This is a genomic window from Sorangium sp. So ce362 (assembly GCF_051519845.1).
In the GTDB taxonomy this organism is placed as follows: domain Bacteria; phylum Myxococcota_A; class Polyangia; order Polyangiales; family Polyangiaceae; genus Sorangium.
Map to the genome: position 1 here is coordinate 4,553,635 of NZ_CP150332.1, position 23,099 is coordinate 4,576,733.

Genomic DNA, 23,099 nt, shown 5'->3' on the forward strand with positions numbered 1-23,099 from the left:
GGTGCTGCCGGGCTCTGCCCTCGCGGTGAGCGCCTCGACCACGCGCGGTGCCCGCTCCGGACGGCGTTCAGGGAGCGCCGCCGGTGGGGCTCGCGCCGCGAGGGGTCATCCAGCCTTGTCGACGCGCCCGTCGGGGTACCGCGCGAACCGGCCGTCCGCGCGCGCGTGGACAGGGTCGTCGCTCGGCCACGGCCACCCGCCGAAGCCGGTCCGCCGGTAGTCGATGAAGGCCTGCTGGACCTCGGCCATCGAGGTCATCACGAAGGGGCCTTGCTGCGCGACGGGCTCGCCGATGGGTCGGCCCTGGAGGAGCAGGATCTCGGTCTCGTCGGGGCCGTTCTCGAGGAGCGCGGAGACGCCGTCGCGGAGCGTGATCCTGTGGCCCGCGGGGACGCGGCGGGCGCCGACGCGCAGCTCGGTGCCGCGGAAGAAGTAGAGCGCGCGCTTCGTGCCGGGCGAGGCGGCCGGCAGCGTGAACCGCGCGCCCGGCGCCATCGTGAGCGTCCAGATCGCGACGTCGGCGTCCGCGCGCGCCGCCCACGACCTCGGCGGCGGCGCCGGCGGGCGGAGCTCGCCGAAGTTGCCGGCGACGACGGTGATCTCGGTCGCCCTGCCCGCGGCGTCGCGCACGAGCTGCTTGGGGATCGTGTCGCCCCACATCATCACGAACTGCGGGTCGGCGAGCTTGTCGGCGCGCGGGAGGTTGAGCCAGATCTGGAAGAGCTCGAGCGGGTTGGGCCCGTCCTTCTCGACGAGCGGGAACATCTCCGCGTGGACGACGCCGCTCCCCGCCGTGAGCCACTGGACGTCGCCGCGGCCGTAGCGCGCGGCCGCGCCGAGCGAGTCCGAGTGATCGACGAGCCCGCGCCGCACGACCGTCACCGTCTCGAAGCCGCGGTGCGGGTGCTGCGGGAAGCCGGGGACCACGCCGCCGTGGTACATGCGCCAGCCGTCCTTGCCCGCGAAATCGCGGCCGATGGCGCGGCCCGCGAGCGAGGCGGCCGGCCCCATCCGCTCGTCGCCGGCCGGGTACGCGTCGTCGTGGTGGACGCAGAACAGGAACGGGTCGAGCGTCTCCCAGGGGGACTCGAGCCCGAGCGGCGCGACGTCGCGGACCGCGTCCTCCGCGGCGAGCGCGGCTTCATCGGTGCGGCTGGGCGAGGGCTCCGTGCGGGCGCACGCGGCCAGGACAGGCGTTGCGGCGAGGGCACCGAGGGCAGTGCGGCGATCCATGGGAGGCCATCGTAGAGCGCTCCACGGGGAGGGACAACGGTGCGCGCGCGCAACCTGGCGTTGCCCCGGGGGCAACCACCGGCGCCGCGCGCGCCCCGAACGATCCTGGCGCCTCGGCGGCTCGTATCCCCTCGTCCGAGCATCTCTCTGACGTTAGAGTGGCTCCTTGTGTCCACACGTCGCTCCGAGCGGAGCATCATCTTCCTTGTCGCTGCGGTCCAGTTCATCAACGTCCTCGACTTCGTGATGGTGATGCCGCTCGGGCCCGACTTCGCGGTCGCCCTCGGCATCTCGATGTCGGAGCTCGGCCTCATCGGCGGTAGCTACACGGCGGCGGCCGCGCTCTCGGGCCTCGCGGGCGCGTTCTTCCTCGACCGGTTCGACCGGCGCAGCGCGCTCGCGGTGGCGATGCTCGGCCTCGTCGTCGGCACCGCGGCCGGCGGCTTCGCGACCGGGCTGCCGAGCCTCATGGCGGCGCGCGTGCTCGCCGGGGCGTTCGGCGGGCCCGCGACCTCCGTCGCGTTCTCCATCGTCGCCGACGTCATCCCGCCCGAGCGGCGCGGCAAGGCGATGGGCGTCGTGATGGGCTCGTTCTCGGTCGCCTCGGTGCTCGGCATCCCGGCCGGGCTGGAGCTCGCCCGGCGCGGCGGCTTCCCGCTGCCGTTCTTCGCCGTCGCGGCGCTCGGGCTGCTCGTCGCCGGGCTCGCGATCTTCCTGCTGCCCTCGATGCGAGAGCACCTCGCCGGCGAGCGGTCGTCGGACAGCGCCCCGAGCGAGCTCCGCGCCCTCCTCGGCCGGCCGCTCGTGATGCTCTCGTACGCGACGACGGCGACCGTGACGATGGCGTCGTTCCTGGTGATCCCCAACATCTCTGCCTACGTGCAGTACAACCTCGGGTATCCGCGCGAGCGGCTCGGGCTGCTCTACTTCGCGGGGGGCCTGGTCAGCTTCGTCGCGATGCGCGCCGTGGGCCCGCTGGTCGATCGCTTCGGCGCGTTCCAGACGGGCTCCGTGGGAGCGGCGGTGCTCGTCGGTATCCTGTACGCCGGGTTCCTCTCGTACGTGCCGGGGCTGCCGGTGCTCGGCATCTTCATCGTCTTCATGCTCGGCATGACGTTCCGCAACGTCTCGTACAACACGCTCACGTCGAAGGTGCCGCGCCCCGCCGAGCGGGCGCGCTTCACCTCGATGCAGTCGGCCGTGCAGCACATGGCGGCCGCGATCGCGGCGTTCTGGTCGGCCAGGTTGCTCCACGAGCTTCCGGACAGGCGCCTCGACGGCATGCCGGTCGTCGCCGCCCTCTCGATCGCGTTCACGCTCGCGATCCCGCTCCTGTTCTTCGGGATCGAGCGGCGCGTCGCCATCGCCGCCGCCCAGCGCACGTAGCCCTGCCGCCGCGTCCCCCGGCGCCCGGCGGCGGCGCGCCGGGGGTGGGCTCGGGGCGCGGGCGTCAGCGGGCGGGGTTCATCTGCGAGAAGCGACAAGCCCCCACGGTGGCGGCGAGGGACGAGAGGACGAGGAGCGCGAGCGCCAGCGCGACGTTGTTGGGCAGGTCCGAGCTCGGCAGGCCTGAGCTCGGACCCCCACGCCCGCCTCAGCGCTGCTGCGCCCCGAACCGCGCCTTCGCCGCGTCCACCGCGGCCTTCGTCCACCGATCGACCTCGTCGTCGGTCAGCGTCCGCTCCGGCGACCTGAACCACAGCGCGAACCCCAGCGAGTGGGTCCCCGCCGGCAGCTCGCTGCCGCGGTACCGGTCGAACAGCTCGACCTTCTCGCAGCGCTCCCCGGCGGTCGTCCGCAGCAGCTCGAGCACCTGGCCAGCCGGCGCGTCGAGCGGCAGCAGCAGCGCCACGTCGTGCCGCATCGCCGGGAACCGGCTCGGCTTCGCGGCCGCCGGCGCCTTGTACGCCGCCGCCACCGCCGCGAGGTCGAGCTCCGCCACGACGGCCCCGGTCGTGATCTCCAGCGCGTCGCGGACGTCGGGGTGGAGCTCCGCCACGTACCCGACGGCGCGGCCGTCGAGCGTGACGCGGGCGCCCTTGCGCGGGTGCGCCCACGGCGGGGGCTCGCCCTCGAGGTCGAACTCGGGCGCCACGCTGCCCGCGAGCTCCGCCAGCACCGCCTCGACCACGCCCTTGCCGTCGTAGAAGTCGACGTCCTCGGGCCGCGTGAGGTAGCTGTCGCGCGGCCCCGCGAGGAGCATCGTCAGCCGGGTCGGCTCGTCGACCGGCGGGCGCTCGACCCGCGCCGGCTGGCCCGCGCCGTCTCCAACGCCTGCTTCGCCCTGGCGCGGCAGGAACACCTGGCTCACCTCGAACAGGCGCACCCGCGGCACGTTGTACCGCTGCGAGCGCTGCGCGACGGTCAGCAGCCCCGGCACGAGCGACGGCCGCATCACCGACTTCTCCTCGGAGAGCGGATTGACAAGCCGGAGGAGCGACGCGCTGTCGTAGCGCGCCGCCTTCAGCTCCTGCGGCGACAGGAACGAGTACGTCACCGCCTCGTGCAGGCCGATCCCGGTGCAGATCTGGCGCACCCTGCGCCGGAGCCGGTAATCGCCCTTCGCGCCCGCGGGCGCCGCGCCCACGCGCGGGAGCCGGCTCGGGATCTGATCGTAGCCGGCGACGCGCGCGACCTCCTCGATGAGGTCGATCTCCTCCGCGATGTCGGGCCGGTGCGCGGGCACATCGACGAGCAGCCGATCCGCCTGCTGCTCCACGATCGAGATCCCCAGCGTCTCAAGGATCTCGCGCGTCCGCGCCGGGGCCTCGGCGCCGATGATCCGCTCGTACCGCGGCAGCCGCAGCGTCAGGCGGCGCAGGGCGCGGGGCGCGACGTACGCGTCGATCGGCTCGCCCGCCGCCTCGCCGCCGGCGAGCTCGCAGATCAGCGCGCTGCCGCGATCGCGCGACAGCGGGACCCCGGAGAGGTCCACCTCGCGCTCGAAGCGGTGCGACGCCTCGGTGTGGAAGCCGTACCGGCGCGCCGACCTGCGGATCCCGCGCGGCTCGAAATACGCCGACTCGAGGAACACCCGGCGCGTCGTCGCGGTGACGCCGCTGTCGGCGCCCCCGATCACGCCGGCCAGGGCCACGGCGCGCTCCGCGTCGGCGATCACGAGGTCGTCCTCGTTCAGGGACAGCGTCTGCCCGTCGAGCGCGACGAACGTCTCACCTGGCCGGGCCTTGCGGATCTCGATCGGCAGCCGCAACTTGTCGAGATCGAAGGCGTGGAGCGGCTGCCCCCGCTCGAGCATCACCAGGTTTGTCGCGTCGACGATGTTGGTGATCGGCCGGACCCCGAGGCGGCTCAGCCGCACCCGCGCCCAGAGCGGCGAGGGGCCCACGCGGACGCCCTCGATCACCTGGCCGGCATACCGGGGGCACCGCTCCTTGTCGCGCACCTCGACCGACGCCCGCGTCGCGCGCGCCCCGCCGCCGCTCGCCTGCGCCGCGACGGCCGGCGGCTTGAAGGGGATACCGAGCACCGCGGCCACGTCCCGGGCCACGCCCAGGTGGCCCAGCGCGTCGGGCCGGTTCGGGGTGACGCTGAGCTCGATGATCCAGTCCTCGAGGCGCGGCTCCCGGTCGAGCAGCGATTGCCCCGGGCGCCCGCCCTCGACGGTCAGGAGGCCCTCGTGGCTCGACCCGAGCCCGAGCTCGTCCTCGGCGCAGAGCATGCCGGCCGAGGTGAAGCCGGCGACCGCCTTCTCGGTCAGCGTGACGAGCGCGCCGCTGCGATCGAGGACCTGCGCGCCCACGGGCGCATAGCAGACGAGCGCGGGCGCGGCCGGGATGACCGGCGCGCCGCACGCCACCTCGACGCCTTCGCCTCCCGCCCCGCCGGCGTCCACGCGGACCAGGGTGAGGCCCTTCTTGCTCGGGTGCGGCCGCGTCGCCACGACGCTCGCGAGGACCACCGGGCGCAGCGCGGCGCCGACGTGCGTCACGCGATCGACCTCGAGCCCGCCGCGGCCGAGCGCCGACGTCACCGCGTCGACGCCGGGATCGGCGCCGAGGATCTCTTGAAGCCACTTGTAGGATATCAACATGGGGAGTCAGCGCTGCAGCGAGGGGAGAGCCGCCTAGAGGCTTCCGAGGAAGCGGACGTCGTTCTCGTAGAAGGCGCGGATATCGTCGACGGCGAACTTCATGTTGGCCGTGCGATCCACGCCGATGCCGAACGCCAGCCCCGTGTAGATCTCCGGGTCGATTCCGACGTTCCGGAGCACGGTCGGGTGCACCATGCCGCACCCGAGCACCTCCAGCCAGCCGGTCCCCTTGCACTGCGGACAGGCGCGGTTCGCGCCGAAACAGACGAGGCACGACACGTCGAGCTCGGCGCTGGGCTCGGTGAAGGGGAAGTAGCTCGGCCGGAAGCGCGTCCTCGTGTTCTCACCGAACATCCGGCGGCTGTAGACCTCGAGCAGGCCCTTGAGGTCGGCGAGGGACACGTCGCGGTCGACGACGAGCCCCTCGATCTGCACGAACATGGGGCTGTGGCTCGCGTCGTCGTCGCGCCGGTACACGACCCCGGGCGCGACGATCATGACCGGCGGAGGGTGGGAGAGCATCTCGCGCACCTGCACCGGGCTCGTGTGCGTGCGGAGGAGCACGTTCTGGCCCGGATCGCCGGCCACGTAGAACGTGTCGTGCATGTCCATGGCCGGGTGATCCGCCGGGAAGCCGAGGAGATCGAAGTTGTAGCGCGCGAGCTCGATCTGCGGCCCCTCGGCCACGTCGAACCCGAGCCCGACGAAGATATCCACGATCTCGTCGAGGGTCCGCATGATGGGGTGCGGCCGGCCGGGCGCGCGCCAGCGGCCGGGCAGGGTGATATCGAGGGGCGGCGCGGAGAGCTCGCGATCGCGCGCGGTCCGCTTGATCCGAGCCGTCGCCTCCTCGCGGGCGCGCTCCACGCGGCCCTTGACCGCGTTGAGGCGCTGGCCGAGGAGCTTGCGCTCCTCGGGGGCCGCCCCGGGCAGCTGCTTCATCAAGGCATTGAGCGAGCCGCGGCGCCCAAGCAGGCTGGCATACAGGCGGTTCAGCTCATCGAGATCGCCGACGGCGGCGAACTGGACGTCCACCGTGCGATCGACCTCGTCGATGAGGCGGCCGAGTTCGGGACCACTCATTGCCGCCCCCCTTACCTCAGAGGCCAAGGCAACGCAAGACGTGACCTCCCGCGCTGCGCCAGCGTGCGGGACGTCCGGAGCGCGCGCGGCGGAGACGGAGCGCGCCTCGTCGCGAGGGGCCGGCCACCGGCGCTGCCGGCGCGCGAGGAGCGAGCCGCCGCCAGGGGGGAGGCTGCTCGAATGACGCCGGGGGAGCTCCGCTCCGGCGCCTCCTCGATTCACGCTCTCCGCGAGGTCTCCCCCGGAATCGCTCGTGCCGCGTCGCCCAGGTTCGTCCCTGATTGGATGAGAGAATGGACCACCGAGGCACAGAGGGCACAGAGGAGAGAGAAGAACGATAAGATGTTCTCTCGCTATATATCTATCTCTCTCCTCTGTGTCCTCCGTGTCTTTGTGGTTCGATATTCTCTTTTCTTATATCCATCATGAGCACGCCGCCCCCCGGGTCCCGTACACGGGCGGCGGGAACGGCTTCCAGATGGGCGGAGGCAACGACCTCGCGTCCGACCACCGCGCCCCCTGGCACCCAGCGTGCATTGAGGCCCGAGACCACGCGCCATCCCGGTGACCCGATGCCGGCATCAGGGCGCCGGCGCGCGGTGGTGCAAGGAGCCGACGAACTATGAGATTGCTTGCGTTTGCCATGGCGGTGCTGAGCGTGGCTGCGGTCGGGCTCGGGTGCGGCAGCAGCCCGGGCGACGGTGGAGAAGGCGACGGGGCGAGCTCCGGCAACCCCTCCGGCGAAGGGGGCTCGTTCGACATCGGCGGCAGTCCCGGGCCCGGGTCGAGCGGCGCGGGCGGCGGCGGCGCCCCCGCGGGAGGCGGAGCGTGCGCCACCCGGACGGCGGAGGCGTCGCTTCAGCCCGTGTATCTCGCCTTCGCGTTCGACGTGTCGGGCAGCATGGGCAAGGGCGACAAGAAATGGCACGATAAAGCGCTCAAGTGGGATCCCGTCGTCGCGGCGACCCAGCAGTTCTTCGCGGATCCCGGGTCCGAAGGGCTCACGGCGTCGCTCACGTTCTTCCCCGCCGAGGACGACAGGTGCACGACCGGGATCTACACGACGCCGGACGTGCCGCTCACGCCGCTCCCGTCTCCGGCGTTCGGCGCGGCGCTCGACCGGATCGAGCCGATGGCCTCGAGCGACTGGCGCGGCGGCACGCCGACCGCGTGGGTGGTGCGCGGCACGAGCGCGTTCATCGAGGCGCAGCGCCAGCAAAGCCCTGGGAAATACGCGATCGTGCTCGTGACGGACGGCTACCCGCAGGGCTGCGACGAGGCATCCGACACGATCGACGCCGTCGTGGACGACGCCCGGGCGTCGCTCGCGGACAGCATCCTCACGTACGTCATCGGGGTCGAGAACCCGCCGATCGAGGGCGCGCCGGATACCCTCGACGACCTCCACAAGATCGCCGCCGCGGGCGGCACGGAGAGCGCCGTCCTCATCGACACCGGCGATCCCTCGCAGACCACGGCCGCGTTCAAGGCGGCCATCGACCGGATCCGCGGCGCCTCGGTCTCGTGCACGATGGCGATCCCGCTCCCCCCCGACGGGAGCAGCTTCGACAAGGAGAAGGTCCGCGTGCTCTACACGAGCAGATCGAGCGCGACCGCCGAGCTCGCGTACGATCAGAGCTGCGCGACCGAGGACGCCTGGCGCTACGACGAGCCGGCGAACCCGACGCAGATCGTGCTCTGCGTCGACACGTGCACGACGGTCCAGGCCGACGCGGCGGCGAAGCTGAACGTCGACTTCACCTGCGACCGCGTGATCGAGGTTCCCCTGTGACCTGATAGCTGGAGGCCGCGGCGCACGCGCAGCGCGCCGCCGGCCGGATCCGTGTCAATGAGGAGTTGACACCGTTGACGCGCGCAGTTGCACCTCCACGGCCGCACCCCTTCTCCGCCTCTTCGGTCGAGCGCCCGTCCCTCGTCGCCCGGCGTCAGCTGCCGCCGCGCACGGGGCGAATCTTGCGATCCAGCGACGCTGCCGAGTGTTGTAGAACAGGGCAACGATGGCAACGGCTCCGGAGCGCGAGGGCAGGACCCTCGATCGATACACGCTCCACGGCGTGATCGCCTCCGGGGGGATGGCGTCCGTCCACTTCGGGCGGCTCGTCGGCGCCCATGGGTTCGCTCGCACCGTCGCGATCAAGCGCCTGCACCCGCAGTTCTCGAGGGATCCCGAGTTCTCCGCCATGCTCCTCGACGAGGCGCGGCTCGCGGTGCGCATCCGCCACCCGAACGTCGTCACCACGCTCGACAGCGTCCAGGCCGACGGCGAGCTCTTCCTGGTGATGGAGTACATCGCCGGCGAGTCGCTCTCGAGCCTGCTGCGCGAGGCCGGCTCGCGAGGGGTCCAGGTGCCGCAGCCGGTCGGCTCGGCCATCATCGCCGGCGCGCTCGCGGGCCTGCACGCGGCGCACGAGGCGACCGACGAGGGCGGCGCCGCGCTCCAGATCGTCCACCGCGACGTGTCGCCGCAAAACATCCTGGTCGGTGAGGACGGGATCGCGCGCGTCCTCGATTTCGGCATCGCGCGCGCGGCGGTGCGGAGCCAGGTGAGCCGCGTCGGCCAGCTCAAGGGCAAGCTCAGCTACATGGCGCCCGAGCAGCTGCGCGGAGCGCCCTTGAGCCGCCGCACCGACATCTACGCCGCATCGGTGGTCCTGTGGGAGGTGTTCGCCGGGCGGCGGCTGTTCACGGGGGAGTGCGACGCGGAGATCTTCGGGCGGGTCCTAGAGGGCGTCGTCCAGCCGCCGAGCGCGTACGGCGACGTGCCGAAGGCGCTCGACGAGGTGGTGCTGCGGGGCCTCGCCAGGGACCCCGAGCGGCGTTATGCGACCGCGCTGGAGATGGCGGCCGCCCTGGAGGAGGCGCTGCCGCCGGCGAGCCCGCGCGTGGTCGGCGCGTGGGTCGAGGCGACCGCGGGGACGCTCCTCGAGGCGCGGGCGCAGAGCCTCGCCGCGATCGAGACGTCGCAGCGGAGCGCGGCGCCGACGCCATCGAGCCCCGCCGCCGTGGCGTACACGCCGCTGCGGGAGGTCGACATGCGCCCGGCGCTGCTGTCGGGCAACCGCGCGCGATCGCAGCGGATCTCGGTGACGGTTCCGACGATGACGAGGACGGTCGAGGACATGGCGCGGCCCGTGGCGCCCGCGCCCGCGACGCCGATCGTCGCGGCGGCGCCGGCTCGGCGGGCGACAGCGCAGCTCGTCCGCGCCGCCGCGCTGGCGTTCGGGGCCGCCGCGCTCGTGCTCGCGCTGGCCGTCGGCAGGGGCTGCGGCGCGCGTCCGGAGCTCGCGCCGGCCGAGCACGCCAGCGTCGACGAGTCCTCGCCGCCCACGGTCGCCTCGGCGCCGGAGGGCTCCGCGGCCGCCCCGGAGGCCTCCGCGGCCACGCCGGAGGCCTCAGCGGCCACGCCGGAGGCCTCAGCGGCCACGCCGGAGGCCTCAGCGGCAGCCCCGAAGGCCTCTGTGGCAGCCCCGAAGGCGCCCGCCGCGAGCGCGTCCGCGCCGGCGCCTGCGGCCTCCACGCGCGCCGCCGCGGGGCCGAAGCCGGTCGCGCGCGGGGCCGCGCCGGAGCGCGCTGCGGGCGTGCGCGCCGTGGCCCCCGCGCGCAGCGCGCGGCCGCGCCCGCGCTGCGTGCCCCCCTACTACGTGGACGGCGACGGCATCCGTCGGATCAAGCGTGAGTGCCTGTGAACGACCGAAGCGTGTAGCTTACGCGGCGATGAAACGGGGCCTCCTCGTCGCCCTCGTCGCGGCGGTCACGCTGCTCACGGGCGCACGCGCCCGCGCGCAGGGCGTGGGCGCGACGTGCGCGGCGTCGTACGAGCAAGCGCAGCAGCTCTTGCGCGACCGCGCGCTGCTGCGCGCCCGGGCCGAGCTCCGTGCCTGCGTGAGCTCGTGCCCGGCGATGCTCGCCCGCGACTGCCAGAGCTGGAGCGAGGAGGTCGAACGCGACATGCCCAGCGTCGCGCTGTCGGCCACGTCCGCGGAGGGCCGCGCGCCGGGCCGCGTGCGCGTGCTCCTCGACGGCGCGCCGCTGGTCGAGGCGCTCCCGAGGGACCCGATCGAGGTCGATCCCGGGCGTCACACGCTGACCTTCGAGGACGCGGCGGGGACGCGCGTCGTCACCGTGGTCACGCTGTCGCCGGGCGACAAGGCGCTGCCTATCGCGGTGCGCTTTCCTGCGGCGGCGCCGCCGCGCCCAGCGGCAGGCGCGGCCGCGCCGGTGCGGCCGCGCTGGCCGCTCGTGCTCGTCGGCGCCGGCGCGGTGGGGCTCGGCGTGGGCGCGTTCCTCGGCATCAAGGGGCACCTCGACCGGAGCGAGCTCCGCAGCAGGTGCGCGCCTGGGTGTCCGGCGGACAAGGTCGCTTCGATCGACACCCTCTGGAAGGCCGGCGCCATCAGCGCCGGCGCGGGGCTCGTCGCTACGGGGGTGGGCACGGCGGTGTATTTCCAGCTCGATCCGGTCGTCCCCGCCGCGGGATCCGCCCTGCTGCCGGGCGGCGCCGCGCTCTCGCTGCGTGGCTCGTTCTGAGCGCCCGCGCGGGGCCCGTGAGCGAGGGCGCTCAGGGGGCGAGCGTCGCCGCCGCCTCAGGACCTGTCCAGTCTGCGCTCAGCCATGATCACAGTCGCCGCATTGTGTGACACGAGCCAAATTCTTTTGCGACCGACGCGCCTGTGTCGCCTCAGTCCGTGTCGAACGGCGCGCAGCAGAGACCTGGGTAATGCAACGTTGGCCACGGGCCGGATCAACTAGGTGTTTCGCTCCGGGACGTCGCGCCGCGAACCAGCTCGGCGAGGGGCCGAGGGCCGATCGCGCGCGACGCCCCGCCGCCCGTCAGCCCTTGCTGCGGATCCCGTAGCGATCCATCAGCCGGTGGACGAGCTGCCGGGAGACGCCCATCGACGCGGCGGCCCGCGCGACGTTGCCGCCGCTCTCCCGGAGCTTCATGGCGATGAAGGTCCGCTCGAACTGCTCGACGACCATGTCGCGCGCCTCGCGGAGCGGCAGCGAGGCGAGCTGACCGACGCCCATGTCGGCGGGCCGCGGCGCCACCTTGACGATCGCCTCCTCGGCGAGGTGCGGGAAGAGCACCAGGCGCGCGACCGTGTTGCGGAGCTCGCGCACGTTACCGGGCCAGTGGTGCCCGCGGAGGAGCTCCAGCGCGTTGGGGGGCAGATCGGCGAGCGAGCGCGGGGGCACCTGCGCCGCGAGGAAGCGCTCGACGAGCAGCGGGATGTCCTCCTTGCGCTCGCGCAGCGGGGGCACGACGGACTCGACGACGGCGAGCCGGTAATAGAGGTCCTCGCGGAACGTGCCCGACGCGATGCGGCCCTGGAGATCGCGGTGCGTGGCGGCGATGACGCGGGCGTCGAAGGACGTGTACGCGGCGGCGCCGACGCGGCGCACCTGGCGGGCCTCGAGGGCGCGCAGGAGCTTCGGCTGGAGATCGAGCGGGAGCTCGCCGATCTCGTCGAGGAAGAGCGTGCCGCCGCTCGCCTCCTCGAGCAGGCCGGCGCGCGCGGTCTGGGCGCCCGTGAAGGCGCCCTTCATGTAGCCGAACAGCTCGGCCTCGATGAGGCTGGGGGCGACGGCGCTGCAGTCGAACACGACGAACGGCCCGCCGCTGCGCGGGCTCGCCTCGTGGATCGCGCGGGCGAGGACCTCCTTGCCGGTGCCGGACTCGCCGAGGAGGAGGAGGGTCTCGGACGTGGCCGCGGCGCGCTCCAGGCGGGCGAAGAGCGCGCGCATGGGGACGCTGCTGCCGAGCGCCTCGCCGAAGCTGGCCGAGGTGGAGAGCGGCACGACGACCGGGGCGCCGCCCACGCGCACGGTGAGGGGAACGCCGCCCAGGGAGGCGACGCCGCTCGGGGTGAGGAAGCCCTCGATGATCAGGACGTCGTTGATGTACGTGCCGTTCTTGCTGCCGAGGTCGGTGAGGACGACGCCGCGCGGCGTGAACCGGAGCTGGCCATGGCGGCGCGACACGCGTGCGTCGGGGATGACGACATCGCACTCGCCGCTCGTGCCGAGGACGAGCGGCGCGACGCCGAGGGTGGCCTCGATCGGGGGGCTCTTCTGGGGGGTGACGACGACGCGCAGGTCCGGGAGCTCGACCGCGTCGCTGCGGAGGGTCGTGATCGTCCGGGTGAGGTCGTGCATCGCGCGGGCGGGGAGGGGGAGGGCAGCATCTCCGAATTCAGCGTGAATTTCCAGCGCGCGGTGCGTCCCGGGCGCTGGACGGCTCCGCTGCCGGGCTATCCTCGTGGGATGCCCGAGTTCACGCCGTCGGAGGCCAAGACCCTGTCCCAGTGCGTCGCCCGCTTCACGGACGCGTTCCGCCGCGACGTCGCGGACGTGATCCGGCAGGAGTTCCGCGGCTACGAGCCGCCGGAGGTGACGGAGCTCGTCGGACAGCTGAGCCTCCTCGGCCGGCAACTCGAGCTGCGCCAGCCGCAGGTGCAGATCCACGACACGCAGGGCCCGCTGCTCAAGCGCATCCTGATAAGCCTCCGGCGCGAGAGCGCCACGGCGATCGAGGAGCCGCTGCAGAAGGCCGTGAACGCCGACACGATCCGGCACCTCAGGCGCGAGGTCCACGGGCTGGAGCAGCTGATGGCCGCGCCGTGGTTCGCCGCCACGCGCGCGCTCCAGGTGCCGCAGCTGACGGACTACATGTCGATCCGGCACGCCGAGGCCGTGCTGCCGGAGGCGCCGCCGCTGCGGCCGCGCGAGTACGACGAGAAGTTCCACATCCTCGAGGCGCCCGGGCTCTTCCTGCCGGATCTGTCGCACTACCGGGCGCGCTGCGCGCTGCGCGGCGCCGCGATCGCCGTGGCGTTCATCGACATCGACGACTTCAAGGCGTTCAACGTGCAGCACTCCGAGACCGCGGTCGATCTTCACGTGCTCCCGCCCTTGATGGAGAGCATCGAGGCGCACGTCTTCGCGCACGGGCACGCGTACCGGTTCGGCGGCGACGAGTACATGATCACGCTGCCGAACGCGACGCGCGCGTGGGCGATGGACTTCCTGCGCGCGCTGCAGGAGCGGCTCGCCCGCCGCCGCTACCGCCGCGTCGAGCAGCCGCCGACGATCTCCGCCGGGCTGTGCGTCGCCGACGTCGACTGCTTCCTGACGGATCGCGAGATCCAGGGGCGCGCCAACCTGGCCAAGAACCACGCGAAGGTCATCGAGAAGGGGCGCATCGCGACGTACGACGGGGAGCGGTTCCGCCCCGAGGACCTGGTGCTCGTGTGAGGCCGGACGGCGCTTCCGGGGCGGGCGAGGCGCGCGCCGACGTGGATGCGGGGGGCGGGCCGCCGGAGGCGCCGGACGGGCTGGTCCTGCCCGAGGCGCTGTGGAGCGCGGTGCGCGCGGCGTACGGTGAGCCCGGGCGCGCGTACCACGACCTCGACCACGTGCGCGAGGTGCTCCGCCGGGTGGACGAGGTCGGCCGCGACGTCGGCTGGGGGAGGCCGCGCGAGGTGTTCCTGGCCGCGCTCTTCCACGACGCCGTGTACGCGCCCGGCCGCCGCGACAACGAGGCGCGCAGCGCCGAGCTGGCGCGCGACGCCGTGGCGCGGTGGCTGCCGGGCGAGGGGCTCGACGAGGACCTCATCGCGCGGCTCATCCTGCTCACCGCGCGCCACGGATCGCTCGGGCCGGACGACGTCGGCGAGGACGAGGCGCTGTTCCTCGACTGCGATATGGCGATCCTGGGCAGCGACGCGGCGGCGTTCGACGCGTACGACCAGGCGATCGCCGCGGAGTACAGCGCCGTTCCGCCCGAGCTCTACGCCGCGGGCCGGCGGAGCTTCTTCGAGAGGCTGCTCGCGGCGGAGCACCTCTTCCTCTCGCCGTATTTCCGGGAGCGCCTCGAGGCGCGCGCGCGCGACAACCTGCGTCGGAAGCTCGGGGCGGGATCGTAGCGAGGCGGAGCGGGCTCGGCCCTCACCAGCTCTTGATGTCGCTCTTGCTCACGCGGCACGTGGCGGTGTTCCACTGGCTCGCGCCGCCATGGAGCTTCTCCGACTCGCCCATGTGGTCGGTGACGGCCCGGTACTCCTGGCAGATCTTCGGCTTGTCGTCGCCCTCGTCGTATCCCCCCTTGACGTAGAGGTTCGTGATCGTGACCGTGTCCCGGTAGTTCTGGTTCGCTCCCGCGACCGTCGTCCTGACGCGGTCCACGCGGACGTTGTCGATGACCAGGTGGCGCGGGCCGCCGTTGGCGGTGCAATCGCCGCAGGAGCGCCAGAGCTTCCCGAAGTCGGCGATGTACGAGTTCGTGACGATGGTCGTGGAGCCGCCCTTGGCGTTGTGCTGGAAGATCTTGTCGGCGGAGTGCAGGGCGATCGAGCTGTTGATGCGCATCGTCGCGCCGTCCGCGCTGTTGGTCGCCGCGTCCTCGCAGACGTCCTCCCAGTAGACGTGATCGAGCGTGCAGTCGCCCTTGCAGACGATGCCGTTGCCGCCGGGGAGGCCGCCCGCGATGATGAGGTTCTTCACGGTGACGCCGTCCTCGACCTCGAACACCGTCTTCTGGCCCTCCCCGTCGTCGCAGTCGGCGGTGTTGTTCACGCCGATCTTCTGGTTGTTGAAGTCGTAGACGTCCTGCCCGCCGTGCGCGGCGTTCTTCAGCACCGTCGTCGAGGTCCTGATCTCGCCGGCGCCGTTCGTGGGCGTCGGGATCTCCGTCGGGATCTCGTCGCCGAGCGGCTCCTCGCCGCCCGCGCCGCCGGTGCCGCTGCTCGTGCTGCTCGCGGCCGTGCTGCTCGTGCTGCTCGCGGTCGTGCTGCTCGCGGTCGTGCTGCTCGAGCTGCCGCCGCCGGTGCCGCTCGCGCTCCCGCTGGTCGCGACGGCGCTGCTGCTCGAGCTGCTGCCCCCCTCGCCGTCGTCCGGCGTCGCCGCGTCGTCCGAACAGCCGAGCAGGGAGGCGCCGGCGGCGCCGAGCACGAGCAGCAAAGTGAAAGCTGACTTCATTCCGAATCTCATCTCGCTACCTCTCGTTCTGGATTCACGATGGACGACCCGCGGTCCGGACGCGCCTGCACGACGCAGGCCGGCGCCGTCGCTTCCTCGACGCAACCCCGTCGAGGGGCGACCGCGAACCCACGCTTCACGTCGTTCAGCCGGCCTCTGCGTCGAGGTGAATGCAAGCGGCGATCCATGCCGCACGGAGGAGCGTCGAGCCGCCGCGCGGACGTGTGCTGCGGTCGACGTGTCAACGCGAGGTGGACACCGGCACCGCGCCGTCAACCACCGGTTGACGTACTTGACGGCTGCGATGCACCGCCTGTCAACCGCACGTTGATCAGCAGCTATCCGAGGGAGCTCCTCTGGCGCCTCGTGAACAGCCCCTCATCGGCCTCTCTCCCGATCGTCGCGCCGGGGAGCGCGGCGCTGCCCGAGCCCGGCGCCGCTCGCGACCGCCCGGTCCGGCCCGTGATCGCCCGGCGCGGCGCATGGCCGCCGGAGCGCGGGCCTCGCCGTCGGCGCGCTTCTCCATACCGCCCGAGCGCGGCACGCGCTATCAACGCCCCGCGGGAGGCGCGGCGATGCCCGTCGCCCCCGGTCGTCGCATGGTTGCCGCATGATCGCCGTGGTCGCAGAGAAGCCCGCCGTCGCCCGCGACATCGCCGCGGTGCTCGGGGCCTCGCGGCGCGCCGAGGGCTTCCTCGAGGGCGGCGGCTATCTCGTCACGTGGGCGGTGGGGCACCTCGTCGCCATCGCCGAGCCGCACCAGATCGACCCCGCCTGGAAGCGCTGGCGCCTCGACCTCCTGCCGATGCTGCCCGCGCAGTTTCCGCTCGTCGTCCTCCCCGGGACGCGGGCGCAGTTCGAGATCGTCCGCAAGATCCTGGGCCGGCGCGACGTCGAGCGCGTCGTCTGCGCGACCGACGCGGGCCGCGAGGGCGAGCTCATCTTCCGCTACCTCTACGAGGCGGCCGGCTGCAAGAAGCCGGTCGAGCGGCTCTGGATCTCGTCGCTCACCCACGACGCCATCCGCGACGGGCTCCGGCGGCTGCGCGACGCGCGCAGCTACGATGGCCTCGCCGACGCCGCGCGCGGGCGCAGCCGGGCGGACTGGCTCGTCGGCATGAACCTCTCGCGCGCCTACAGCCTCGTCTTCGACCAGGATCTCTCGGTCGGCCGCGTGCAGACGCCCACGCTGTCCATGGTCGTCGAGCGCGAGCTCGCGATCCGGCGGTTCGTCCCGGAGCCGTACCTCGAGGTCGTCGCGACCTTCTGCCCGCTCCGGGAGGACGGCGCGGGCGCGGCGGAGGCGTCCTACAAGGGCACGTATTTCCGCGACAAACCGCTCCCCGGCGAGCCGCCGGGCCCCGCGGGAAGCGACGAGAAGGGCGAGACCGCGCCGTCGCGGAGGCGCCTGCCGCCGGACGGCGAGGAGGCGCTTCGCATCGTCGAGCGGGCCCGGCGCGGCGAGGCGCGCATCGACGCGGTGAGGTCCGAGTCTCGCCGCCTCCCGCCGCCGCTGCTCTACGACCTGACCGAGCTCCAGCGGCACGCCAATCGCCTTTACGGCTTCTCCGCGCAGAAGACGCTCGAGGTGGCCCAGGCCCTGTACGAGCGCAGGAAGCTCATCAGCTATCCGCGCACCGACAGCCGGCACCTCTCGACGGAGATCGCCGCCACGCTCGGCGCCGCGGTGCAGGCGATCGAGGGCTCGTACAGGGGTATGCTCGCCCCGGGGACGGGGACCCGGCCGCTCGGCAAGCGCTTCGTCGACGACGGCAAGGTCGGCGATCACCACGCCATCATCCCCACGGGCGCACGGTCCTCGCGCGCGGAGCTCTCGTCGGACGAGCAGAAGATCTTCGATCTCATCTGCCGGCGCCTGCTCTCGGCGTGGCACGAGGATCACGTCACCTCGATCACCACGGTCATCACCGCGATCACCACGCGCGCCCGGGGCGAAGGCGCCGGCGCGCCGATCGTGGACCGCTACCACAGCGCGGGCAGCGTCGTGGAGAAGGTCGGGTGGAAGGTGCTCGACATCGGCTTTGGCAAGCAGCCGGCGAGGCCGCGCAGGAAGGCGGAATCGAGCGGCGAGGGACACGAGGAGCGCGAAGGGGGCGAGGGGGAAGGCGAGCGCGAGACCGCGGATCAGCGGCTCCCGCCGGGCCTCGCGCGGGGGCAGGTGCAGCTCGTGCTCGACGCGCAGGCGCAGTCAAAGAAGACGCGCCCGCCTCCGCGCTTCACCGAGGCCACGCTGCTCACCGCGATGGAGACCGCGGGCAGCAGCCTCGACGAGAAGGAGCTCTCCGAGGCGATGAAGGACTCGGGCCTCGGCACCCCGGCCACGCGGGCTGCGATCATCGAGACGCTCCTCCGGCGCGAGTACATCGTGCGCCAGGGCAAGCTGTTGCACGCGACCGACAAGGGCGTCGGGCTGATCGAGGTCGTCCACGCGGACGTGAAGAGCCCCGCGATGACGGGCGCCTGGGAGGCGAAGCTCGCCCGCATGGCCCGGGGCGGCGGCGATCTGCCCTCGTTCATGGTGGGCATCGAATCGTACGTGCGCCATGTGGTGGAGGAGGTGAGCGCCGGGCGGCGCCCGGCAGGGGGCGATGCGCCTCGGCTGGAAGAGCGGGTGTCTCCGTTTCCGGAGCGCGGTGCGCCGCGGGCCCTCGGGGGCGGCCGCGGCGCTGCGCCCGCGGCGCCGGATGCCCGTCGAGACCGCGAGGCGCCGAGCGCGACGCCCCGCCGCGCTCCAGGTGGCAGCGCGGTGAGCGCGGCGGGCACCGCGTCGCGCGGCGTCCTTCAGACGGCCGCGGCGGCGGCCGTTGCACCGATGCCGGCTCGGGCGCCGGCGCGCGCGGCGGCCGTGGCGTCGACTCCGGCGCGCGTGGCGGCCGTGGCGTCGACTCCGGCGCGCGCGGCGGTCGTGGCGTCGACTCCGGCGCGCGCGGCGGCCGGCGCGCCTTCCGCGGCGCGCGTGGCGGCCGTCGCATCTCCTTCGCCGCGCGCCGTGCTCGCCGCGCCGTCGCCGGCGCGCCGGCCGGCGGATCTCCTCGAGCTGCTCCAGCAGTGCTTCGGCTTTCGCGCGTTCCGCCGCTACCAGGAGGCCGTCTGCCGGACGGCGGCCGCGGGGAGCGACGTGCTCCTCGTCATGCCCACCGGCGCCGGCAAATCGCTCTGCTACCAGCTCCCCGGGATCGCCCGCGGCGGCACGACGCTCGTCGTGAGCCCGCTCATCGCCCTCATGGAGGATCAGGCCACGAAGCTCCGGGCGTACGGGTTTGCCGCCGAGCGGATCCACTCCGGCCGGAGTCGGGCCGAGTCCCGGAAGGTCTGTATCGATTACCTGGACGGCGCGCTCGACTTCCTGTTCATCGCCCCCGAGCGGCTCCGCGTGCCCGGCTTCCCCGAGCTGCTCGCCCGCAGAAAGCCCGTGCTCGTCGCCGTCGACGAGGCCCATTGCATCTCCAAGTGGGGCCACGACTTCCGCCCTGACTACCGCATGCTGGGCCAGCGGCTCCCGGCGCTCCGTCCAGCGCCGGTCATCGCGCTCACCGCGACAGCCACGCCGGTCGTGCAGGACGATATCGTCGAGCAGCTCGGGCTCACGTCCGCGGCGCGCTTCATTCACGGCTTCCGGCGGAGCAACCTGGGTATCGAGATCCTCGAGGTCAGCCCGGGAGAGCGCCCCGCCCGGGTGCGCGCGCTGCTCGGGCAGGAGGGCCGGACGCCCGCGATCGTCTATGCGCCGACCCGGAAGGACGCCGAGGCGCTCGCCGCCGGCCTCGCGGAGGACCTCCCGGCCGAGGCGTACCACGCGGGCCTCGCCGCCCCGGTGCGCGACCGGATCCAGACAGCGTTCCTCGACGGCAGCACCGAGGTCATCGTCGCCACGGTCGCGTTCGGCATGGGCATCGACAAGCCCGATGTCCGCACGGTCATCCACGCCGGGCTGCCCGGGAGCCTGGAGGGCTATTACCAGGAGATCGGCCGCGCCGGCCGCGATGGGCTCCCGTCGCGGGCCGTGCTGATGCACTCGTATGTCGACCGGCGAATGCACGAGTTCTTCCACGAGCGCGACTACCCCGATCCGGCCATCTTGCAGCGGCTCGAGGGGACCCTCTCCGCGGAGCCGCGCCCGCGGGAGGCGGTCCTGGGCGATCTCGACATGGACGCCGAGGTCGCGGACAAGGCCCTGGAGAAGCTCTGGGTCCACGGCGGCGCGCGCGTGGATGTGGACGGGGGCGTGGCTCTGGGTGAGCCGGGGTGGCGCGGGCCTTACGAGGCGCAGCGGCGCCACAAGCTCGCCGAACTCGTGCAGATGGCGCGGTTCACCGAGAGCCACGGCTGCCGCATGCTCCACCTGGTCCGCCATTTCGGCGACCAGGAGGACACCGGCGAGCCCTGCGGGCTCTGCGACGCCTGCGCGCCGGCCGCGTGCGCGGCGCGGGAGTTCCGGGCGCCGAGCCGCGACGAGGCGCAGGCGATCGCGAAGATCCTCGCGGCGCTGCGCGACGGCGAGCAGCCGACGGGCCGGCTCTACCGCGAGTCGTTCGCCGACGGGTCGCTCGCGCGGCGCGACTTCGAGCACCTCCTCGGCGGCCTCGTGCGCGCGGGCCTCGTCGAGGTGCGCGACGACTCGTTCGAGAAGGCGGGCGAGCGCATCGCCTACCAGCGCGCGTCGTTGACGCCGCGCGGCCGCCTCGGCGAGCCGCGCGGCGTCAACGATGTCCCGCTCGCGAAGCTCCCGCCGAAGGTGAAGAAGCGGCAGAGCGCGAAGTCGTCGGACGCGCGGAGGGCGTTCTTCGCCAAGAAGGCGCAGCGGAAGAAGGGCCGGCCGAGCTGAGCGGCGCTCAGCGGAAGATTATCATCGACCCAGCTTGGCGATGACGAGGCGCTGCTTGTAACCGTCGCCGGTTCCGGGGAGGGGGCCTGTACCAAGATCGGCGTCCAACGCTTTGGTCCAGCCCGCAACGAGCGTCTCACCGGTGGGGGAGCTGACGACGGCTGACACGTTGGTCTGCGCGGGCAGAAGGCGGCGCCATACGAGCTCGGCTTCGCGCGTCAGCTTGACGATGAAGCCTGGGTTGTCGTTTACCACGAGCGGGTTGCCCCCGAGGTCGAGCTGTTTCTCGGCGGATCCACGGACGACGAGATTGCCAAGCTGGTCCACGACGACTCCAGATGCCGTTTGAGCGCCGGCGCCGTGGAATGCGCGCACCCAGCCAACCGCGCCATCTGCCTCGAGTTGCACCAGGAAGGCGTCGTCGCTGTCTGCTTCGGTCAGAGTGAAATTCTGCACGCGTAGCTCACCCGAAAAATATCCCACCACAACGGAACGCCCCGACGCGTCCACAGCGAGGCCAGAGGCGGACACGAGGCCCGATCCGTCTAGCTTCGTGACCCAGCCGGTCCTCCCGCTCGGCGTCAGCTTCATGACGAAATGCCTCTTTTCGAGGGAGAGCGGGCTACCCGTACCGAAGTCGATCTCCCCGTCGGAGCTGCCAGCCACGAAGACGTTCCCCGAGGCATCGACCGCAACGGCGCTGGTGGTGTCGGAGCCCGTGTCGCCGAACCTTCGTGTCCAACAGCCCGGCTTGGTCACGAGGCCCGTGGCACCGTCGAGCTTCGCCACGATGATGTCCGCGCCGCCGGCGGGCTCGATCGCACCGCTGCCAAAATCGATTGGAAAGTAGAAATGTCCCACCACGACGACGTCATCATCTGGAGCGATCGTGACCGCGGTGAACCTGCTGCTCCCTCTCAGGCCCTTGCTCCAGATGTGTTCACCCGACGTGTCGAACTGGGCGACGAACGCCCCCGCTGGCAGCGGACCGTCGCCGAGGTCGAGGGCCCCGCTGTTCGTCTCGCCGACCACAACCAGGTTTCCACGGGAGTCGACGGCGAGACCCCACGGGTTGTCCGCGCTGAGGTCCCCGAACTGCTTGGCCCACAGGAGCTCTCCGGCAGGGCTCAGCTTGAGGAGCAGCACATCGGTGCTATCGGCCGACGAGAAGGTCTCCTCGCCGATGCGGATCGTCTTGAAGAAGGCGGCGCTGACGAACACGTTCCCATGGGCATCGCTCGCGATGCCCATGGGGTGGACGTCTCCAGTTTGCTCGTACGCGGTCGCCCACACGATACACTCTAGGCCGTCGCAGTTCTCGTCGTCCGCTGCATCGCAGCGCTCCACCGCGGGGAGGACCTCACCATCGCAGGCACCCCAGGTCCCGTCGGCGCCGCATGTGCGCATTCCTTCCCGGCACGCGCCCCTATTCCTGGTGCCCAGTGGGCCGGCGTAGCACACATCCGACACGTCCGGCGTGCATGCGGGGGCCTCATCCTCAGTGCCTCCCGCGCCGCCGGTACCCGTGCGGCCAGAGCCCCCCATACCCTCGGCACCCCCCGTGCCGCCTGGAGCCTGGTCGGAGAACTCGTCGAGACCGAGAACTAGCGCGCACCCGCTGGCGCACAGGCCCAGGCCGAGGAGGGAACCGAGCGCGTAAGGTTGTGCTTGTCGTTGCATGGGCTCCTGCGCGCCCGGAAGCCGCAAGGAGAGGGCGCCGACGCCAGCGCGGAGGCTACCACGCCGACGCGGCGCGCAGGGGCCTGGTTCCGATGCCTCGGCCGGGACGAGCCGGGGCTCTCGTCCTAGCCTCGGGCACCTCGCGGCAGACCGCCATAGCCGAGGAACGAGAGCCCTATTCGCGATGAGAGCCGGCGTATCGCCGCGCGAGGGAGGACGCGGGCGAGCTGGGCCGTGGCCTTGCTCAGCGCGGTCGGGATGGCGACCACGTCACCCCGATCGGCCGCCGCGATCCCGTACGCGGCGCATTCCTCGGCGGAGATCTCGAACGGCGGCTTCTTGCGCGGCACGCCGGGCGCGCCCGCGTCGAAGATCTCCGTGGTCACCGGCCCCGGGCACAGGGCCGTCACGGTGACGCCGGTCCCGTCGAGCTCCACGGACAGGCTCTCGGAAAACGAGAGCACGAACGCCTTGGTCGCTCCATAGACCGCATGCCCCGGGGTCGGCTGGAACGCGGCGAGCGACGCGACGTTGAGCACGCGCCCACCGCCGCGCGCCACGAGATCGGGGACGATCGCCGCGCACAGCGCGACGACGCTCTCGCAGTTGAGCCGCACCAGCATGGCTTGCTCAGCGGGATCGCCTTCCAGAAAGGGCCCGAACCGTGTCGTGCCGGCGTTGTTGACCAGCCAGGCTGCCCCTCCCAGCTCGCGCGCTCGATCCCGCACGAGGACGCCTGCGCCCTCTGCGGTGACGTCGAGCTCGAGAGGGTGGATGGGCGCATGCGAGGCGGCGCGCGCCTGCGCGGAGAGCTCTTCCAGGCGGTGCGCTCGCCGGCCGATGGCGAGCACCGGCTGCCCGCGCGCCGAGAGTTGCCGCGCGAGCTCCGCGCCGATGCCGGACGAGGAGCCTGTAACGATGGCGAGACCCGAGGTTGTGGTCATGGCGCGATCCTTTAGGACGGCTCGCCCGAGATCGCGAGCGGGCCGTCGGCCCTGGCGCGCGGCCGCGCCACGGCGCTCGCCGCCGCACGGTTCGCCGCACCGCGGCACGACCGTGAGGACGCAGCGTGTGCGTCATGCGGCGCTTGCCCCTGAATTGGCGCGGCACGTCGATCTCGCCGATCTCGTGGTGTTCTCGTCACAACAGTCCGTGCCGTCCCGCGCGGCGCGGTCGATCGACCGCGCGGTTCGCCAGCCGTCCCATGCG

14 protein-coding genes are annotated in these 23,099 nt (G+C 72.6%); 7 read left to right on the forward strand and 7 right to left on the reverse strand.

Annotation, left to right across the window (positions count from 1 at the left end; translation table 11 throughout):
* Positions 1 to 105 precede the first annotated feature (105 nt).
* Complete coding sequence (locus WMF17_RS17655) at positions 106 to 1,233, reverse strand: pirin family protein (RefSeq protein ID WP_437650541.1); 1,128 nt, start codon at positions 1,231 to 1,233, stop codon at positions 106 to 108.
* 168 nt (positions 1,234 to 1,401) lie between these two features.
* Here WMF17_RS17655 and WMF17_RS17660 point away from each other — a divergent pair, with 168 nt between their 5' ends.
* Positions 1,402 to 2,619, forward strand: a complete 1,218-nt coding sequence (locus WMF17_RS17660) for an MFS transporter (protein ID WP_437603249.1) — start codon at positions 1,402 to 1,404, stop codon at positions 2,617 to 2,619.
* A gap of 208 nt (positions 2,620 to 2,827) precedes the next feature.
* Here WMF17_RS17660 and pheT read toward each other — a convergent pair whose 3' ends face one another.
* On the reverse strand, positions 2,828 to 5,284 hold the full coding sequence (gene pheT, locus WMF17_RS17665) for a phenylalanine--tRNA ligase subunit beta (protein ID WP_437603250.1): 2,457 nt from the start codon (positions 5,282 to 5,284) through the stop codon (positions 2,828 to 2,830).
* A 33-nt stretch (positions 5,285 to 5,317) separates the two neighbouring features.
* Positions 5,318 to 6,367 carry a phenylalanine--tRNA ligase subunit alpha gene (gene pheS / locus WMF17_RS17670; RefSeq protein ID WP_437603251.1) on the reverse strand — a complete coding sequence of 350 codons (1,050 nt, stop codon included), beginning with the start codon at positions 6,365 to 6,367 and terminating at the stop codon, positions 5,318 to 5,320.
* A gap of 622 nt (positions 6,368 to 6,989) precedes the next feature.
* Here pheS and WMF17_RS17675 point away from each other — a divergent pair.
* The 3 genes from WMF17_RS17675 to WMF17_RS17685 all read left to right on the forward strand — a co-directional run bounded on the left by WMF17_RS17675 (position 6,990) and on the right by WMF17_RS17685 (position 10,915).
* Positions 6,990 to 8,159, forward strand: coding sequence for a vWA domain-containing protein (locus WMF17_RS17675; RefSeq protein WP_437603252.1), 1,170 nt, complete (start codon positions 6,990 to 6,992; stop codon positions 8,157 to 8,159).
* 226 nt (positions 8,160 to 8,385) lie between these two features.
* Complete coding sequence (locus WMF17_RS17680; protein ID WP_437603253.1) at positions 8,386 to 10,074, forward strand: serine/threonine-protein kinase; 1,689 nt, start codon at positions 8,386 to 8,388, stop codon at positions 10,072 to 10,074.
* A 28-nt stretch (positions 10,075 to 10,102) separates the two neighbouring features.
* Positions 10,103 to 10,915: a hypothetical protein gene (locus WMF17_RS17685; RefSeq protein ID WP_437603254.1), complete on the forward strand. Its 813-nt coding sequence runs from the start codon at positions 10,103 to 10,105 to the stop codon at positions 10,913 to 10,915.
* 303 nt (positions 10,916 to 11,218) lie between these two features.
* On the opposite strand, the gene WMF17_RS17690 is transcribed toward WMF17_RS17685, so the two are convergent.
* Positions 11,219 to 12,544, reverse strand: coding sequence for a sigma 54-interacting transcriptional regulator (locus tag WMF17_RS17690; RefSeq protein WP_437650542.1), 1,326 nt, complete (start codon positions 12,542 to 12,544; stop codon positions 11,219 to 11,221).
* A 108-nt stretch (positions 12,545 to 12,652) separates the two neighbouring features.
* Between WMF17_RS17690 and WMF17_RS17695 the strand changes: the two genes are divergently transcribed.
* Together WMF17_RS17695 and WMF17_RS17700 are read left to right on the forward strand one after the other, a co-directional pair.
* A complete protein-coding gene (locus WMF17_RS17695; RefSeq protein WP_437650543.1) occupies positions 12,653 to 13,642 on the forward strand; it encodes a diguanylate cyclase in 990 nt (329 codons plus the stop codon).
* Positions 13,643 to 13,683: 41 nt separating this feature from the next.
* On the forward strand, positions 13,684 to 14,313 hold the full coding sequence (locus WMF17_RS17700; RefSeq protein WP_437651355.1) for an HD domain-containing protein: 630 nt from the start codon (positions 13,684 to 13,686) through the stop codon (positions 14,311 to 14,313).
* Between the two features lie 22 nt (positions 14,314 to 14,335).
* On the opposite strand, the gene WMF17_RS17705 is transcribed toward WMF17_RS17700, so the two are convergent.
* Positions 14,336 to 15,364: a pectate lyase gene (locus WMF17_RS17705; RefSeq protein WP_437603257.1), complete on the reverse strand. Its 1,029-nt coding sequence runs from the start codon at positions 15,362 to 15,364 to the stop codon at positions 14,336 to 14,338.
* Between the two features lie 610 nt (positions 15,365 to 15,974).
* On the opposite strand from WMF17_RS17705, the gene WMF17_RS17710 reads away from it, so the two are divergent.
* Entirely contained in the window at positions 15,975 to 20,210 is a 4,236-nt protein-coding gene (locus WMF17_RS17710; RefSeq protein ID WP_437650544.1) for a DNA topoisomerase 3, read from the forward strand.
* A gap of 21 nt (positions 20,211 to 20,231) precedes the next feature.
* On the opposite strand, the gene WMF17_RS17715 is transcribed toward WMF17_RS17710, so the two are convergent.
* Positions 20,232 to 21,461: an SBBP repeat-containing protein gene (locus WMF17_RS17715; RefSeq protein WP_437650545.1), complete on the reverse strand. Its 1,230-nt coding sequence runs from the start codon at positions 21,459 to 21,461 to the stop codon at positions 20,232 to 20,234.
* A gap of 554 nt (positions 21,462 to 22,015) precedes the next feature.
* Entirely contained in the window at positions 22,016 to 22,834 is an 819-nt protein-coding gene (locus WMF17_RS17720; protein WP_437650546.1) for an SDR family NAD(P)-dependent oxidoreductase, read from the reverse strand.
* Positions 22,835 to 23,099 lie beyond the last annotated feature (265 nt).